Genomic DNA, 15,291 nt, shown 5'->3' on the forward strand with positions numbered 1-15,291 from the left:
TTAATCAAGGCTTTACTTCAACGTAGTGGCTCGTTGAGCATGTGTCAATGCTGGCACGTGCTGATTGTGCTGGTGAGCGACACGAGAACGACTGCGCCACAGATGCGCGAAGCCCCGCCCGGTTGCTGTGTGTGCCCGGGCGGGGCTTCGGTGTCGCGTCGAATGGTCGACGTCTCGTCGTGGGGTGGGGGGTTATCCCACCACGGAGAGGATGCGGCCCTTGTTCTCCGCGAGCTTCATCTCCCACGTCGGCCAGGCGTGAATACCGGGGCCGGTCTGGTGCTCGACGCGGATGCCGCGGGAGCGGACCTTCGTCACGAACAGGGCAGTGGAGGCGTTGATGGCGACTTCGCCGGTGGTGGCGACGATGGCGCCGAAACCGCCGGGCAGCCGGTGGCCTGCCGGCGGCAGACCCGAGCCGGAGAACACAATGACGTCGGTGTTGCGTAGGCCCTCCGCGGAGGCGACAGGATCGTTGCGGTACATGTTGTCGACGAAGGAGGAGGGGGAGGAACCCCACATCTCAGTGACCTGGCCGCCGCCAACGTTGGTGGCCAGCGCGAAACCCGTCGCCATCGACAGGTGCGTGAGCGCGGCCGGGTCCAAGAACCCGGAGAACGCCAACACCTGCTTGAACTGGTCGGGGTGGTGGCCCGCCAAGTTGATGGCGCCGACCGCGCCCATGGAGATACCGATGACGGAGTTGCGGTGGCGGCTCACCCCGAAGTTGGCCTCCAGGTAGGTGGGCAGCTCCGCGGTGAGGAAGGTGTCCCACTTGGCGATCTGGTTCGCGGGGAAGAACTCACCGGAGTTGTTGAACAGGGGGTGGCCGGGGTGCTCCCAGTCGGCGTAGAACTCGCCCTCGCCGCCGTGCGGCATGACGAGCGTGACGTTCGCGTCATCGAAGATGATCGGAGCGGGGGTGTTCGCCCACTGGTTTTCGTTCGGGGTGGAGCCGATGCCGCCCAGCATGTACAGGGCGCCGTTACCGCCGTTGCGGGCGGGCTTGATGCTCACCTCGATGGGGCGGCCCATGGCGGCCGAGTAGACGGGGCAGACCTGCATGCCGAGCCCGCGGGGCGACCACCAGCAGCCCTGGCGGAGCCAGCCGCGGTTATCGGCGTGGGCGGCGGGAGTGGTGCCGAGGATCAGTGCCAGGGCGCTCAAGATGGCGAGGATGACGCGCCCTACGTGACGGGTCGTGGGGCGGGTGGTGCTTGTGGTGTGACGCGACATGCTCACCATCCAACCACACCGCGCGCACCATGTGCACATAGAAATGCCAGCGTGTGCCAAGTTTCACCCCAGCCGACAGGCAGGCTGTGCGCCTGCGCGTCCCGGGGAGCGCCCGGGTGTCGGCGTTCGTGGTCGGGTCGGCGCCTGCCGCACCGTGGGGGGTAGGAGATGTGCAGTCGCCCCATCCGTCCGTCCGTGGTCCGGGTGGCGGGGTGGGGGGAATCGGTGGCAGTGGGGACAGGGGGATTGCGCGCGGCGGGCTGCGCGATGCCGCGGGGTTTCCCCTTAGTTCCCCTTGACCGCCTCGTAGCGCGCCAGCGCCACCCGGCGTTCCTCCGCATGGTCAACCATGGGCCGCGGGTAGGCGGCGGGCAGGTTCCGCAGCGAGTGAATATCGGCGGCCGGGACGCCGGCGAGCTCCGGGACCCAGCGGGTGATGTAGGTGGCATCCGGGTCGAACTTCTTGCCCTGGGTCAGGGGGTTAAAGATCCGAAAATAGGGGGACGCATCCGTGCCGGTGCCGGCACACCACTGCCAGGAATGCTGGTTGATTGCCGGGTCGTAGTCGACGAGCAGCTCGCGGAAATGTCCGGCCCCCACCTGCCACGGCAGGTGGAGATCCTTGGTGAGGAAGCTGGCGACAAGCATCCGCACCCGGTTGTGCATCCACCCCGTGGCGGCGAGCTGCCGCATCCCGGCGTCGACGATGGGGTAGCCAGTGCGGCCCTCCTTCCACACCTCGAGGTCCTCCCCGGGGGTGTTCCATGTGAACCCCGCGAAGCGGGGATTGACGTCCTCCTGGAGGGTCTCGGGGCGGTGGTAGACGAAGTCGGCGTAGAACTCCCGAAACGCCAACTCCCGGGCGAACGCCACCCGATCCTCCGCGGGCGCGGTGTCCTCGTCCGTGGCGGCGAGGCTCGCCAGCAGGGTGCGCGGGTGCAGCGCCCCCGTCGCCAGGTAGGCGCTGATCCGGCTCGTGCCATCCACAGCGGGGAGGTCACGGTGCTCCGCGTAGCCGGCCAGGCGGTGGCGGCGGAACTCCTCCCAGTGATCCCACGCCCGACTCGCCCCCGTCGCAGGCGCCGGGGAGGTGGGCGCATCCGCGCCGCAGTCCAACCAGGCGCGATAAAAGGGCGTAAACACCTTGTAGTGGCCGCCCGCACCCGTCCGCAGGGTGCCCGGCGGCACCGCATACCCGCTGCCCAACGCCCGCAGGCGCACCCCACCGGTGGCGAGGATTTCCGCCACCGTCTTGTCGCGGGCCAGGCCCTTCGGCGTGTAGTCAGCCTGGACGAGGACCTCCTCCGCGCCGGCGGCGCGGGCGTGCCGCAGCAGTGTGTCCGCCGTCGCCGCCCAGCGTGCTTCCCGGGTGGGGTGCGTGGGCGCGGGCTCCACCACGAGTCGATCCCCCAGGGCGTGTCTCATATCCGCGAGGAGTTCCTCCCACAGGGCCCGCCGGGCGGGGCTGGCGTGCGTGGGCCGGATGAACACTGCCGGCCCGTCCGCCTGTTCCAGGGCGGGGTGGTCGTGGGCCCGCAGGTCGCTGCGCAGCCACGTGATCGCAGGACCCGCCCCGCAGGGTGCCTGGGGCGCGGGGTGTGCCAGATCCCCTGTGAGGGTGGCTGCCTGGTCGGGTGCGGGTGCCGTCTGTGCGGGGGTGTGGGGCATGGCCCCATGATGCCAGCACCCGCACCCGCAGAACCACACCCACCGCCCGAGTCATCAGTGGCCGCGCATGCCCCGGCGCCCGGCGGTTGACCTGGGCTAGGGTGGGCGCCATGAGCCAGCACGAGCACCCCCGCCCGGCGCCACGGCCCTGGCGCACCGACCTCACCATCGCCGAGGCCGTCGACTACCTCATCGACATCTACGACCATTCCTGCGCCACCGCCCGCGAGCTGTTGAGCCGCCCACAGGACGCTGCCCCGCAGGACGCGGCGGGCGCGGACAGTGATGCCTGCGCTGTGGCCGGTGGGGTGACCGGCTATGAGGAGGTGGTGTACCCGAAGCTCGTCGTAGAGGTCACCGACTGGGTGCCCGCCCCACGCACCGAACCCTTCGGCTACGTCGACCACGCGGGCACGTATTCGGCAGTGCTGTCCCGCCCGGGGCTCATGCGCCGCTACCTCACCGAGCAGTTGGAGCGCCTCTGCGGCAACTACCCCTGCGTGCTGTCCGCCGGCCCCTCCCACGTGCAAATCCCACCCGAATACATCGACGACCTTCCCGCCCTCCCGGAGCGCACCGCCGGCCTGCCGCGGCCCAGCCTCGACGATGTCGACGACGCCATCATCGACGCCGAATGGGACGCCTTCCACGGGGCGGAAGCGCCCCTGGTGCAGTTCTCCCCGCAGCGCTTCGACATCGCCTGCAAGCGCATTGAGCACTACACCGGCGTGAGCGTCGACACCGTGCAGCGCTACATCCTGTTCACGAACTACCCCATGCACATGGAGGAATTCGAGGCCTTCGGCCGCGACCGCGTCGCCGACCCCGATTCCCGCTACACCGACTTCCGGGCCGCCGCGAGCACCGTGCAGATGCCCCGCTACGATCTCATCGCCCCCGACAACACCGGGGTCACCATGATCAACATCGGGGTGGGGCCCAGCAACGCCAAAACCATCACCGACTGCCTCGCGGTGCTGCGGCCCGAATGTTGGATCATGATCGGCCACTGCGCCGGCCTCGACGGGCGCATGCGCATCGGCGACCTCATCCTCGGCAACGCCTACCAGCGCCGCGACCACATCCTCGATGAGCGGATCGGCTGGAACGTGCCCATCCCCGCCATCCCCGAAGTGCAGCGCGCCCTCGAAAAAGCGGTGGTGAAGGTGTACGGCAAAGACAACGAGCTCATGCGCACCGGCACTGTCATGTCCACCGACGACCGCAACTGGGAATGGCACACCGACAAAAACCTCTGGGAGATGCTCCGGGGCTCGACCGCCGTGGCCGTCGACATGGAATCCGCAGCACTAGCCACCAACGGCTACCGCTACCGGGTGCCCTACGGCACCCTGCTCAGCGTCAGTGACCTGCCGCTGCACAACGTGCCGAAACTCCCCAGCGGGGCGCAGGCGTTCTACGCCTCCAGCAAACAGGCCCACGTCCTCTGCGCACTCCGCGCCGTGGAGGCGCTCGCCGCGAAACCCCACAAGCTGCACACGAGGAAGCTGCGCCGCACGATCGGCGAGGTGCCCTTCCGCTAACCCGGGGAGGACAGGCGCGCCGGGTGGCCCGCCTGTGGGGGTACGCGTGGTGGTGGGGGCGCACCCACCGCGTGAAAATCCCACCATGAAATGCGTCCATCATGGTTTACTCCGCGTTCATGAAAATGTGTGGAAATGTTGCCCGAAAAGGGGGTTTCTTTCCGCAGGAAGATTCCTAGGATTTCTTAGTAGCGCACACCGGAATGTTGTTCTCCGGGTGCGTGACAGGAATGAAAGGAATCCGAATGAATCGACGTGGAATTCCCCGCACGGCCCGCGCGGCGGGCGCGCTGGCGGCCGGGGTGGTGCTCGTGGGGGCGCTCGCGCCCGCGGTCGGGGCCGCCGGCGTGGACCTGCCCGGCACCGGCTACAACGGGCCGCCGACCTGCCAGGTGCGCGGGGCGGACGGCCGCCTCCGGGCCCTGGGCCCGGGGGACTGCGCCCAGTTCGGCACCGTCGGGCAGCAGCGCAGCGACGCGCGCGCCCGCAACGTCATCCTCATCATTGGCGACGGGATGGGGCAGCAGGAAATCACCGCCGCCCGCAATTACCTCCACGGGGCGGCGGGCCGCTTCCCCGGCCTCGACAACCTCACCTCGACGGGCACGTACACGCACCACAGTGTGAACAAGGACGGCACCGTGAGTTACGTGACGGATTCCGCCGCCTCCGCCACCGCGTGGGCGACGGGGACGAAAACGTTCAACGGGGCGATCGGGGTCGACTTGGATGGCGCCCCCGTGGAAAACCTCCTGGAGAAGGCACAGCGGGCGGGGCTGCGCACCGGCACGGTGACGACCTCGGAACTGCAGGACGCCACCCCGGCGGCACTCGTGGCGCACGTGACGAACCGGAAGTGCTACGGCCCCCAGGAGGAGGACAACGGGAAGTCCTGCCGGGGTGAGGCGTTCGCCGACCAGTACCGGGCGCACGGGGGCCTCGGGTCGATCAGTGAGCAGCTCGTCGACACCCGCCCCGATGTGGCGTTGGGCGGCGGGATGGCCGCCTTCCAGCAGATGGTGCCCACCGCGGGGGCGGGTGTGCGGGCATTCCCGGGGCCGGACGGCCAGCCGGTCACCCAGTGGGAGGCCGGCCGCAGCGTCCTCGACAACGCTGAAGCCGCGGGCTTCCAGGTGGTGACCACCGCCGAGGAACTCGCCGCCGTCAATGAGGCCAACCAGGCCCGCCCCCTGCTGGGCCTGTTCGCGGACGGCAACATGACGCCCCGCTTCGCGCCCACCACCGCCACCCCGGGCGGCTCGGCGGGAGCCCCCGTCGAGTGCGTGGCGCAGCCGCAGGGCACCCAGCCGGAATTGGTGGACATGACGACCACGGCGCTGCGGCTGCTGGACGACCCGGCCGCCGAGAAGGGCTTCTTCCTGCAGGTGGAGTCCGCCAGTGTGGATAAGCGCAGCCACGCCGCGGACGCGTGTGGCGCGATCGGGGAGGTGGAGCGCCTCGACGAGGTGGTGCGCGCCGCCCTCGACTTCGCGGCCGCCGACGGCAACACCCTCGTCGTCGTCACCGCGGATCATGCGCACTCCACGCAGATCCTCTACGACGCCACCGACACGGTGTCGGCGACCACCAGGCTCACCACCGCTGATGGGCTGGGCATGACGGTGGGCTACGGCACCATCACCGACGAGGCCTTGCAGGCCACCCCGCCCGCCTCACAGCAGCACACCGGCAGCCAGCTGCGGGTCGCGGCCTTCGGTCCCGGTGAGGAGAACGTTGTCGGCCAGACTGACCAGACGGACCTGTTCTTCACCATCGCCAACGCCCTCGGCATCAACGATGTACCCACCATTCCAGCGCACGCAGCCGCGCCGACGAACCCGGTGCGGGCGGGGCGGGTGAACGCCCCCCGCGGCGATGTTGCCGCCACCTGCTACGGCACCGGGGGCGCCCCGGGGCCGGGCGACTGCGCCCAGTTCGGCCCGGCCGGGCCCCTGGGCGGGGATGCGCCCCGGGCGAAGAACGTCATCCTGTTCATCGGTGACGGCACCGGCGACAGTGAACTCACCTCGGCACGCAACTACCTGTACGGGGCCTCCGGGCGGCTGCCCGGCATCGACGCCCTGCCCTATACCGGCTCGTACACCACCTATGCGCTGGCGGCCGATGGTTCCGGCCCGGAGTACGTCACCGACTCCGCCGCATCCGCGACCGGGTGGGCCACCGGCACGAAAACCTACAACGGGGCCATCGGCGTCGACCTCGACGGCACTCCGGTGCCGAACCTGCTGGAACTCGCCAAACTGCGGGGCATGAAAACCGGCAACGTCACCACCTCCGAACTGCAGGACGCCACCCCCGCCGCCCAAGGCGCCCACGCCCTGCACCGCAAGTGCTACGGGCCCGAAGAGGAAGAAAACTCCTCGTCCTGCCAGGGGGAGAAGGTGGCCGCCCAGTGGCGGCGCAACGGTGGCCCGGGCTCCATCAGTGAGCAGCTCATCGACACCCGCGCCGACGTCACCCTCGGCGGGGGGAAGAAAGCCCTCGAGCAGATCGTGCAGACCGGCGGCACGTTCGGCGGCCACACTTGGACTGCGGGCGACAGTGTTCTCGCCAACGCGGCAGCCCAGGGCTACCAGATCGTCGACAACGCCTCCGATCTGGCCGCCATCACCCACGCCGACCAGGACGCGCCCCTGCTGGGGGTGTTCGCCGACGGCAACCTGCCCCGCCTGCTGGAGCAATCCATCCCCACCACCACCGGGGCGAAAGACGACCCCCAGCACTGCGTCGCTAACCCCTCCCGCCCCGCAGACACCCCCAGTCTGGCAGCCATGACGGAGAAAACCCTCGAACTGCTCGACGGGGACGAAGGCTTCTTCCTGCAGGTCGAATCCGCCAGCATCGACAAAGCCAACCACGACGCCGACATCTGCGGCCAGGTGGGCGAGGCCTACCAGCTGGACGAGGCCGTGCAGGTCGCCCGCGAGTGGGTGGCCCGCACCGGGGAACCCACCCTCATCGTCATGACCGCCGACCACGCCCACACCTCCCAGATCACCACCCCCGGGGTGCTTACCGCGGGCCGCACGAGCACCATCACCACCCTGGAGGGAGACACGATGACCATCAACTACGCCACCGCGAAAAGCAACGACGATGACGTGGCCCTGGGCGGGCAAACCCACACCGGCGCCCAGCTGCGGGTCGCGGCCGAAGGCCCCGGCGCGGAGGCCGTGGTGGGGCAGCTCGACCAGACGGACATCCACTACGTCCTCGCCCACGCCCTCGGCATCACGGAGGCCGACCGACAGCGGGCACTGACCGCCGACGGGCAGATCGACGGCGACGCCCTCGCTGCCGCAGGACACAGCCGCAACAGCACGGGCACCCGCTGGTGGCTGCTCGGGGGCTTGGGCATCAGCGTCCTCGCCATCGCCGCGGCCGCCGCCTGGGCCACCCGCAGGCAGCAGGCTCGCGCGTAGAACGCCACCGCCACCACCACCGCCATCAACACCAACACTGACACCGATGAATGACCGAGGAGACGGCGTGCACGCACAGCACCACCACGGTGACCACACCCACGAGGAGATGCACGCGGAGGCGCACACGCCATCGGCGTGGACGCTGCTCGCATGGCTCGCCCTGAGCAGCTGCTGCATCGGGCTCGTCGCCTCCGGGAGGGTCGGCACCTACCTGCGGCCCCTGTGGCACCCCGTGCTCCTCATCGTCGCGGTCGTCGTGGCAGCCGCCACGGGCTGGATCTGCTGGGAGCAGCGCCACCGCTTGCGGCTGCGCGGTGACAGGGTCGGGCCCCTGGTCCTCATCCCCGCCTGCGTGGTCGCCCTGTGCGCCCCACAGGCACTCGGTGGCGGGATGCTGCAGGCCACCACCCAGGCCGCCGACACGCCCCGCAGTGCCGCGGGCACCGGCAGCCACCGGCAGCCGCGGTTTGCGCCGCTGGCGGCAGGAGAGGTGCACCCCCTGACCCTGGAGAACCTCTCCGACAGGTACCTGTTCGGGGACGCGGGCGCCCTCGACGGCGTCGAGGTCGACGTCGAAGGCTTCATCGCCCATCACACCAGCACTGGGCAGGCAGCCCCACCCGGGGAGGCCTACCTGTACCGCTTCAAGATCTACTGCTGTGCCGCCGACGCCATCTCCTACGGGGCGATCCTCCGCAGCGCCGACGCGGCACACCTGCCCGAGGAGCAGTGGGTGCGGGTGCGCGGCACCGTGCGCACCCGCACTCCTCACACCGATCCGGGGGCTGCCCAGGGGGCTGCTGCGGGGGCGGGCACCCCCGCCATGGTGGTCATCGAACCCCACAGCATCACCCCCATCGAGGCGCCCGACGACCCGTACCTCTAGGGGCGGGGCTGGAAGAACCCGCCACCCCACCCCACCCCACGACGACACCACCCACCGATCCACCCACGAAGGCCCGCCCGCGCAACCACACTGCCCCCACCTGTGCTCGTTGTGTCGGCTGTGTTGTTCCCGTGGGGCAGCTGCCCAGAAAACAGGCTTGTGACACCATGACACCCCTTCACATCACCGGTCCTCCAGCCGCGCCGCAGGACGCCCACCGGCGCAGCTCGGCACCCCTCACGCCCACCCGCAGCCGCCACCGGGGTTCCCCCGGCGTCCCCCGCTGGGCGTGGCTGCTCGGCGGGATCCTCCTTGTGCTGCTCGTGTGGGCGCAATCCCGCACCGCACCCCTAGTACCACTCCGGGGCACACTGTCCGCGTGGGCGGTCGTCATGATCGCCATCGTGGTCCAATCACTGCCCTTCCTGGTGCTCGGAGTGCTGGTCAGCGCCAGTATCTCCACGCTGCTGCCCGCCCACATCCTGCAGCGCATCCTGCCCCGGCATCCCCTCTGGCGGGTCCCCGCAGTCAGCCTCGCGGCGGTCGCCCTCCCGGGGTGCGAGTGCTCCGCCGTGCCGGTGGCGCGCTCTCTCATGCACCGCGGCGTCAGCCCCGCCGCCGCCCTGGGCTTCATGCTCGCCTCCCCGAGCCTCAACCCGGTGGTCATCGTGTCGACGGCGGTGGCGTTCGCCGACCTGCCGCAGATGGCGTGGGCGCGCTTCGCCGCCGCCTTCCTGGCGGTGGTGGTGGCGGGCTGGCTGTGGCTCATCGTCGGCGATGATCGCCTCGTGCGCGGCGCCCATGAGGCGGGCGCGCCGGGCGGGACTGTGTCCTGCGGCTGTGGCCCGGCGGGGGACACCACGCCGCGGCGGGTGCGGTTTGTGCGGGCGGCGACAGCGGACCTGTACCAGGCGGGCGGGTTTCTCGTCGTCGGTGCCATGCTGGCCGCGAGCGTGAAAGTGCTGGTGCCGGCCCGCTGGTTCGTGGAACTCGCGCAGCAACCGTGGCTCGCCATCCTGCTGCTGGCGGTGCTCGCCATCGTGTTGGCGTTGTGCTCCGAGGCGGATGCGTTCGTCGCGGCCTCGTTCACGGCGGTGTCGCCCACCGCCCAGCTGGTGTTCCTCGTCGTCGGGCCGGTGCTGGACATCAAGCTCATGGCGATGCAGGTCGGCACCTTCGGTGCCCGCTTCACGTGGCGTTTCCTCTCCCTCGTCGGGGTCAGCGCGCTGCTGTGCGCGACGTGCGTCGGCGTCATCGTCTTCGGCGCGTGGTAGCGGCACCGCCCCGCGGGCGGGGGTTGCGGCCATAATGGCGGGTATGACGACGAATGACTCCCAGACGAACACCCCTAACACCACCGCTGCCGCGGCGACGGCGGCGGCGGCCGCGGCGGCGCCTGCGCCGCTGATCCTGTCCTTCGGGGGCAAGACGCCCCGGATTCACCCCACCGCTTTCATCGCCCCCGGGGCGACGATCATTGGTGATGTGGAGATCGGTGCGGACTCTTCCGTGTTCTACGGGTGCGTGCTCCGGGGCGATATCGGCCCCATCCGCATCGGTGCCCGCAGCAACATCCAAGACAACTCCACCATCCACGTCGACGCGGATGCGCCGTGCACCGTCGGCGACGATGTGACGGTGGGGCACATGGCGTTGCTGCACGGCACCACCATCGGCAACGGCACCTTGGTCGGCATGAAAGCGACGTGCCTGTCGCACTCGACGGTGGGGGAAGGGGCCCTCATCGCGGCGGGTGCGGTCGTGCTGGAGGGGCAGGAGATCCCGGCGAAGTCCTTGGCGGCGGGCGTGCCGGCCAAGGTGCGCCGGGAGCTCAGCGATGAGCAGTCGGCGGCGTTCATTCCGCACGCGGGCCGCTATGTGGACACCGCCCGCCGCCACCGGGAGGAGCTGGGCCTGTAGCGGGGTGGGTGAGGAGCACCGATGCGGCGGTGCCCGTGTGAGGGCGCGCCGGGGTCGCGGGTGCGTGTGGGCGGCGTCGCGTAACTGTCGCGTGAAAGGAATAAGCGGTTAGGGTGGAAGCCATGACCCACGTGTTCCGCCCCATGACGACCCACGACACCACCCTGCGCGAGGAAGCCATCACCCGCAACCTGCAGGAGCACTCCCTGCCCCTGGACGAGGCCGTCGCCCGCAGCCTCACCCACTTCGTGCCGCAGCGCGGCGACGCCGGCATGGTCGCCACCGCCGCCGACAATCCGGAGAATGTAGTGGGATGCGCGTGGGTGACCTTCCAGCGCGGCAACACCATGCCCGACCTCGTGACCTTCGTGGCGGACGGGCACCAGAACCTCGGCATCGGCACCGGGCTCATCGAGCACCTTGTCGCGCACGCAGAAAACGCCGGCTGGGCGGGCCTCATCCTCCCCGTGGAGGACCACCACCCGGCCCGCCGCGTGTACGCTCGCCTCGGATTCGAATCCCGCGCCGAAGAGGAAGACATGGTGCGCTACCTGCACCCGCCGCTGCGGCGGGTGGCTGTGTACTGCGGCTCCGCGGCGGGCGCCCGCGCCGAGTACGTGGACGCCGCCGAGGAACTCGGCGCACAGCTCGCCGCGCGCGGCATTGAGCTGGTGTACGGCGGCGGCAACGTCGGCCTCATGGGCGCCCTGGGCAGCGCCGTCGTCGACCACGGTGGTGTCGCCATCGGTGTCATGCCCACCCAGCTCGTCGACAAGGAGATGGCCCACCCCCGGCTGAGCACCCTCGAAGTCGTCGACACGATGGCGGCCCGCAAACAGCGCATGGAGGACCTCGCGGACTGCTTCGTCGTCCTCCCCGGCGGTGTCGGCACCCTCGAGGAACTCTTCCAGGCATTCACCGGCCAGCAGCTCGCCGGGCACAACAACCCCATCGCCTTCCTCAACGTCGAAGGGTTCTACAACCCCCTGGTCGCCTGCCTGGCACGCATGGCCGAGGAAGGTTTCATCCAAGACAAGTACATTGATGCGCTCATCGTGGCCGACAGTGTCGACGACCTCTTTGAGCAGCTCGACACCTGGCGGGCCCCGGGCCCGAAATGGGGCGACGCCTAAACCGCGACACCGCACGCCTCCCGCCGGCCCGCCACCGGCCGGCTCATGACAGGTCGCAAGCATGGCGTTGTCGCGCGGGGGAGTCGTGAGGTCGGGTGCTGTGTCCGTGCCGGGTCCGGCTCACCACGGTGAGCACACTGTGCCACCCGGGGCACTACAGCGTGTCGCCGGGTGGGTGCAGGGGAATAGAGCGCCCGCGGGGGTGTTGTGGACAGCGTGAGCACCGCACCACAACTCGTGCAGGGTGCTCTGCTCTGCCCCGCCTCCTGTCAAGGAACCTTCCCCTATGGCTACGCCCACCACCCCCGCACCCCACCAGTTCGACCTCATCGTCCTCGGCTTCGGCAAAGCCGGCAAAACCCTCGCCATGCAGCGCGCCCGCGCCGGCGAGCGCGTCGCCCTCGTCGAGCAATCACCCACCATGTTCGGCGGCACCTGCATCAACATCGGCTGCGTGCCGACGAAAACACTGCTGCACTCCATGTCCGCCACCGAGGCCCTCCGGGAGGCGGGCGTGGACGTGGATGACACAGCCGCCCACGCTGACGCGGTCGCCCGCCGCAACGCGCTCATCGCGAAGATGAACGCCGCCAACGCATCCATGGCAGAAAACGCCGGCGTGACGCTCATCGTGGGGCGGGGGAGTTTCCTCGACGGCCACACCCTCCGGGTGGAGGCCTCCCAGGAGCAGGCGCCCGCGGGGGAGGAGCTGCTCATCACCGCCCCCACCATCATCATCAACACCGGGGCGCGCCCCGTCTGGCCGAACCTGCCCGGCATTGACGGGCCCGGGGTGTACGACTCCACCACCATCCAGCAGATCACCCGCCCGAAGCACCTCATCATCGTCGGCGGGGGTCCCATCGGCCTGGAGTTCGCCACCCTGTTTTCCGGTTTCGGCACCACCGTCACCATCCTGGATGCGGGCCCCCGCCCGCTGGGAAAGGTGGATGAGGACATCGCCGCCATGGCGGCGGACCTGCTCCGCGCCCGCGGCGTCACGTTCGTCAACGGCGCCCGCGCCCAGGCCTTCGCCCACCACCCCGCTGACGGCACCGTGACGGTGACGTACACCGTCGGCGGCCCCGGCGACAGCAGCACCACCGACACCGTCACAGGGGACGCGGTCCTCGTCGCCATCGGCCGCCGGCCCGCCACCGAAGGGCTGAACCTCGCGGCCGCAGGCATCGCCACCACTGAGCGGGGAGCGATCGTCGTCGACGAGCACCTACGCACCACCGCCCCCGGCGTGTACGCCGCCGGGGATGTGACCGGCGGGCCCCAGTTCACCTACGCCAGCTTTGACGACCACCGGGTGATCCTCCACGACCGCTATGGTGTCGGCGCACCCCGGGTCACCACCGGCCGGCTGCTGCCCACCACCACGTTCCTCGAGCCGCCGCTGGCGACAGTCGGCGCCACCCGGGAGGAACTCACCGACCGCATCGCCGCCGGTGAGGTGAGCGACCGCACCGTCACCATCGCCGACGTGCCGATCCTGCCGCGTCCGAAAATCGTCGGCCACCCGGAAGGCATGGCCCGCCTCCTCGTCGACACCACCACCGATGCCATCCTCGGGGCGACCCTGCTGTGCATCGACGCCCAGGAACTCATCAACACCGTGGCAGTGGCCATGCGCGCCGGCATGACTGCCGCCGAATTCACCAGCGGCATCTACACCCACCCCGCCACCAGCGAAGTGTTCAACGCCCTCGGATGAACCCCGCGGATTGACCCCGCACGATGGAGGTGAGCACACCCGGGAAGTTGGCACCAGGAGCCCGCGCCGCAGCGACGAAGCCACCACCTCGATGGGGATACACATAATTCTGTAACGGGTTTGTCATATTTGGTAACACAGGCTCGCTACCCCCGTTGGCGTGAACCACGGTGAGCGTTTGGAGACCTCGCACGGCCCCCAAAGCGCGTTCCGGCGGGCCCGGAGACATGGGATCGGTGGAACGAGGTCGATTCGTCCCCGTCAGACAGAAGCAGTTGGACATTCAATGAGCCGCCCTTGGGCGTTACTATTTATGGCAATCTCGTTACAGAATTAGTTGCATATACACTCGATGCGTGGCTCCGTGCTGCCGGTCGGGGTCGACACGTCGAACCCCTGCCCAGTGCAGTCGCGAATGAACGGACTATTGGGAAAATGGACCAACAATATCCACACGATATCTCCGTGGTGATATCCGTGGCGTCAAGCAAAAACGCCGTTCATGACCAGTTGTAAAAGTGCGTGCACGTTGAATGCCGTGGTGATCTTCGGTTCAGCTGTAAGCTGCTTGAACGTATTTCGTTAAATCGATGCTAGAGGAAATTCGACTTCTCCTTTCCACGCCTCCATTCCTTCATGAACCGCAAGTGCTGCGACAACAAGAGCTGCGACAGGATCAGCCCACCACCAACCAAATAAACTATTTAGCAATAACCCAAGTAAAACCGTCCCCGACAAATAAATGCACAGTAAAAGTTGCTTTGCGTCCGACATGACGCTTTTAGATTGAAGTTCACGACCAATTTGCGACTCGAAAAATGCGAGAATTGGCATGAGCAACAAACTAATCGCAGTGATTGATAAACCGAAAACAGTGTGCTCGGGCGCTTCTTTATTCCACAAGGTCAGCACAGAATTTAGGCCTACGTAAAATGCAAGCAAAAAGAAAGAAACGGCGATTGCTCTAACGGTCACTTTTTCCCATTTTTCGGGCTCTTTTCTCGCGAATTGCCATGCAACCGCTAGTGCAGAAAGGACTTCAACTACGGAGTCCAACCCAAACCCTATCAACGCAACAGAAGACGCCTCAAATCCTGCCCAAATTGAAATCAGCGCTTCTAAAACATTGTAGCTAATAGTGAAAGCTACAATAAGTCTGACTTGGCGATGCAGGATTTCTTTACGGTTTTTAGTCAGTCCCACAACATTTTCCTTCCTCTTTACATGCTGGGTATTAATTTTTATCCCCAGCATCGCATTCGCATGTCGGATCAATATGGAGAACAAGACGCTGAGCGTGCAGCAGGATATCTTCCACTTCGTGTGTTGCGATCGTGTAGAGAGTTTTTCTCCCACGAGGCTGAATGGAAACAATTCCACAATCTCGCAAACATGTTAGATGGTTGGAAACATTGGAGCGAGTAAGACCTAAATCTGCTGCGATATCCACGGGAAAAGATGGTTTTTCGAGCAGTGTGAGAAGAATCCTTGACCGGGTGGGGTCGGCAAGCGCTCTTCCTAACCGATTCATTGCATCTATTCCTGAGGCGTGGTGATTCATGCCAACGACTGTACAGTACCCGCTGTACAGTTGCAACTTTCTCATGCTCGAGCAAAGCGACTGGAATCAGACCCTATCGAAAGGATGTTTTTCGGGCTCCGGCAGTGTCATACCCTGTAAGCAAAATCTGAGCTTGAGAAGGTCTTGACATGACAACCGCCACCACCACTACCGAGC

At 67.7% G+C, this 15,291-nt stretch carries 11 protein-coding genes; 7 read left to right on the plus strand and 4 right to left on the minus strand.

What is annotated here, in order from left to right:
- Window positions 1–192: 192 nt before the first annotated feature.
- Both C1Y63_RS11435 and C1Y63_RS11440 read right to left on the minus strand, forming a co-directional pair.
- Window positions 193–1,236 (minus strand): alpha/beta hydrolase family protein, encoded by a 1,044-nt coding sequence (locus C1Y63_RS11435; protein WP_158256161.1) that lies wholly within the window; start codon window positions 1,234–1,236, stop codon window positions 193–195.
- A 285-nt stretch (window positions 1,237–1,521) separates the two neighbouring features.
- Complete coding sequence (locus C1Y63_RS11440) at window positions 1,522–2,904, minus strand: deoxyribodipyrimidine photo-lyase (RefSeq protein WP_106016585.1); 1,383 nt, start codon at window positions 2,902–2,904, stop codon at window positions 1,522–1,524.
- A 110-nt stretch (window positions 2,905–3,014) separates the two neighbouring features.
- Between C1Y63_RS11440 and amn the strand changes: the two genes are divergently transcribed.
- From amn to C1Y63_RS11475, 7 genes are all read left to right on the plus strand, one after another.
- Complete coding sequence (amn, locus tag C1Y63_RS11445; protein WP_106016586.1) at window positions 3,015–4,448, plus strand: AMP nucleosidase; 1,434 nt, start codon at window positions 3,015–3,017, stop codon at window positions 4,446–4,448.
- A 245-nt stretch (window positions 4,449–4,693) separates the two neighbouring features.
- Window positions 4,694–7,891, plus strand: a complete 3,198-nt coding sequence (locus C1Y63_RS11450) for an alkaline phosphatase (RefSeq protein ID WP_106016587.1) — start codon at window positions 4,694–4,696, stop codon at window positions 7,889–7,891.
- Between the two features lie 46 nt (window positions 7,892–7,937).
- Window positions 7,938–8,780 carry a TIGR03943 family protein gene (locus tag C1Y63_RS11455; RefSeq protein ID WP_106016588.1) on the plus strand — a complete coding sequence of 281 codons (843 nt, stop codon included), beginning with the start codon at window positions 7,938–7,940 and terminating at the stop codon, window positions 8,778–8,780.
- A gap of 167 nt (window positions 8,781–8,947) precedes the next feature.
- The gene (locus C1Y63_RS11460; protein ID WP_106016589.1) at window positions 8,948–10,054 is read left to right on the plus strand and encodes a permease; all 1,107 of its coding nucleotides are present in this window, start codon (window positions 8,948–8,950) and stop codon (window positions 10,052–10,054) included.
- 43 nt (window positions 10,055–10,097) lie between these two features.
- Window positions 10,098–10,700, plus strand: coding sequence for a gamma carbonic anhydrase family protein (locus C1Y63_RS11465; RefSeq protein WP_106016590.1), 603 nt, complete (start codon window positions 10,098–10,100; stop codon window positions 10,698–10,700).
- Window positions 10,701–10,822: 122 nt separating this feature from the next.
- On the plus strand, window positions 10,823–11,833 hold the full coding sequence (locus tag C1Y63_RS11470; protein ID WP_146128952.1) for a TIGR00730 family Rossman fold protein: 1,011 nt from the start codon (window positions 10,823–10,825) through the stop codon (window positions 11,831–11,833).
- 286 nt (window positions 11,834–12,119) lie between these two features.
- Window positions 12,120–13,553 (plus strand): NAD(P)/FAD-dependent oxidoreductase, encoded by a 1,434-nt coding sequence (locus C1Y63_RS11475; protein ID WP_106016592.1) that lies wholly within the window; start codon window positions 12,120–12,122, stop codon window positions 13,551–13,553.
- A 582-nt stretch (window positions 13,554–14,135) separates the two neighbouring features.
- Here the strand turns inward: C1Y63_RS11475 and C1Y63_RS11480 are convergent.
- A complete protein-coding gene (locus tag C1Y63_RS11480; RefSeq protein ID WP_233195705.1) occupies window positions 14,136–14,756 on the minus strand; it encodes a cation transporter in 621 nt (206 codons plus the stop codon).
- 31 nt (window positions 14,757–14,787) lie between these two features.
- Complete coding sequence (locus C1Y63_RS11485; protein ID WP_106016594.1) at window positions 14,788–15,114, minus strand: helix-turn-helix transcriptional regulator; 327 nt, start codon at window positions 15,112–15,114, stop codon at window positions 14,788–14,790.
- Between the last annotated feature and the right edge of the window lie 177 nt (window positions 15,115–15,291).

This window comes from Corynebacterium sp. 13CS0277, from assembly GCF_002994655.1.
Taxonomy (GTDB): Bacteria; Actinomycetota; Actinomycetes; order Mycobacteriales; family Mycobacteriaceae; genus Corynebacterium.

What these genes read in the sequence shown, in the direction of transcription:
- amn (WP_106016586.1), top strand. Translation starts at nt 3,015, where the DNA reads ATGAGCCAGCACGAGCACCCCCGCCCGGCGCCACGGCCCTGGCGCACC.
- C1Y63_RS11485 (WP_106016594.1), bottom strand. Translation starts at nt 15,114, where the DNA reads ATGAATCACCACGCCTCAGGAATAGATGCAATGAATCGGTTAGGAAGA.
- C1Y63_RS11450 (WP_106016587.1), top strand. Translation starts at nt 4,694, where the DNA reads ATGAATCGACGTGGAATTCCCCGCACGGCCCGCGCGGCGGGCGCGCTG.
- C1Y63_RS11475 (WP_106016592.1), top strand. Translation starts at nt 12,120, where the DNA reads ATGGCTACGCCCACCACCCCCGCACCCCACCAGTTCGACCTCATCGTC.
- C1Y63_RS11470 (WP_146128952.1), top strand. Translation starts at nt 10,823, where the DNA reads ATGACCCACGTGTTCCGCCCCATGACGACCCACGACACCACCCTGCGC.
- C1Y63_RS11460 (WP_106016589.1), top strand. Translation starts at nt 8,948, where the DNA reads ATGACACCCCTTCACATCACCGGTCCTCCAGCCGCGCCGCAGGACGCC.
- C1Y63_RS11440 (WP_106016585.1), bottom strand. Translation starts at nt 2,904, where the DNA reads ATGCCCCACACCCCCGCACAGACGGCACCCGCACCCGACCAGGCAGCC.
- C1Y63_RS11455 (WP_106016588.1), top strand. Translation starts at nt 7,938, where the DNA reads ATGAATGACCGAGGAGACGGCGTGCACGCACAGCACCACCACGGTGAC.
- C1Y63_RS11465 (WP_106016590.1), top strand. Translation starts at nt 10,098, where the DNA reads ATGACGACGAATGACTCCCAGACGAACACCCCTAACACCACCGCTGCC.
- C1Y63_RS11435 (WP_158256161.1), bottom strand. Translation starts at nt 1,236, where the DNA reads ATGTCGCGTCACACCACAAGCACCACCCGCCCCACGACCCGTCACGTA.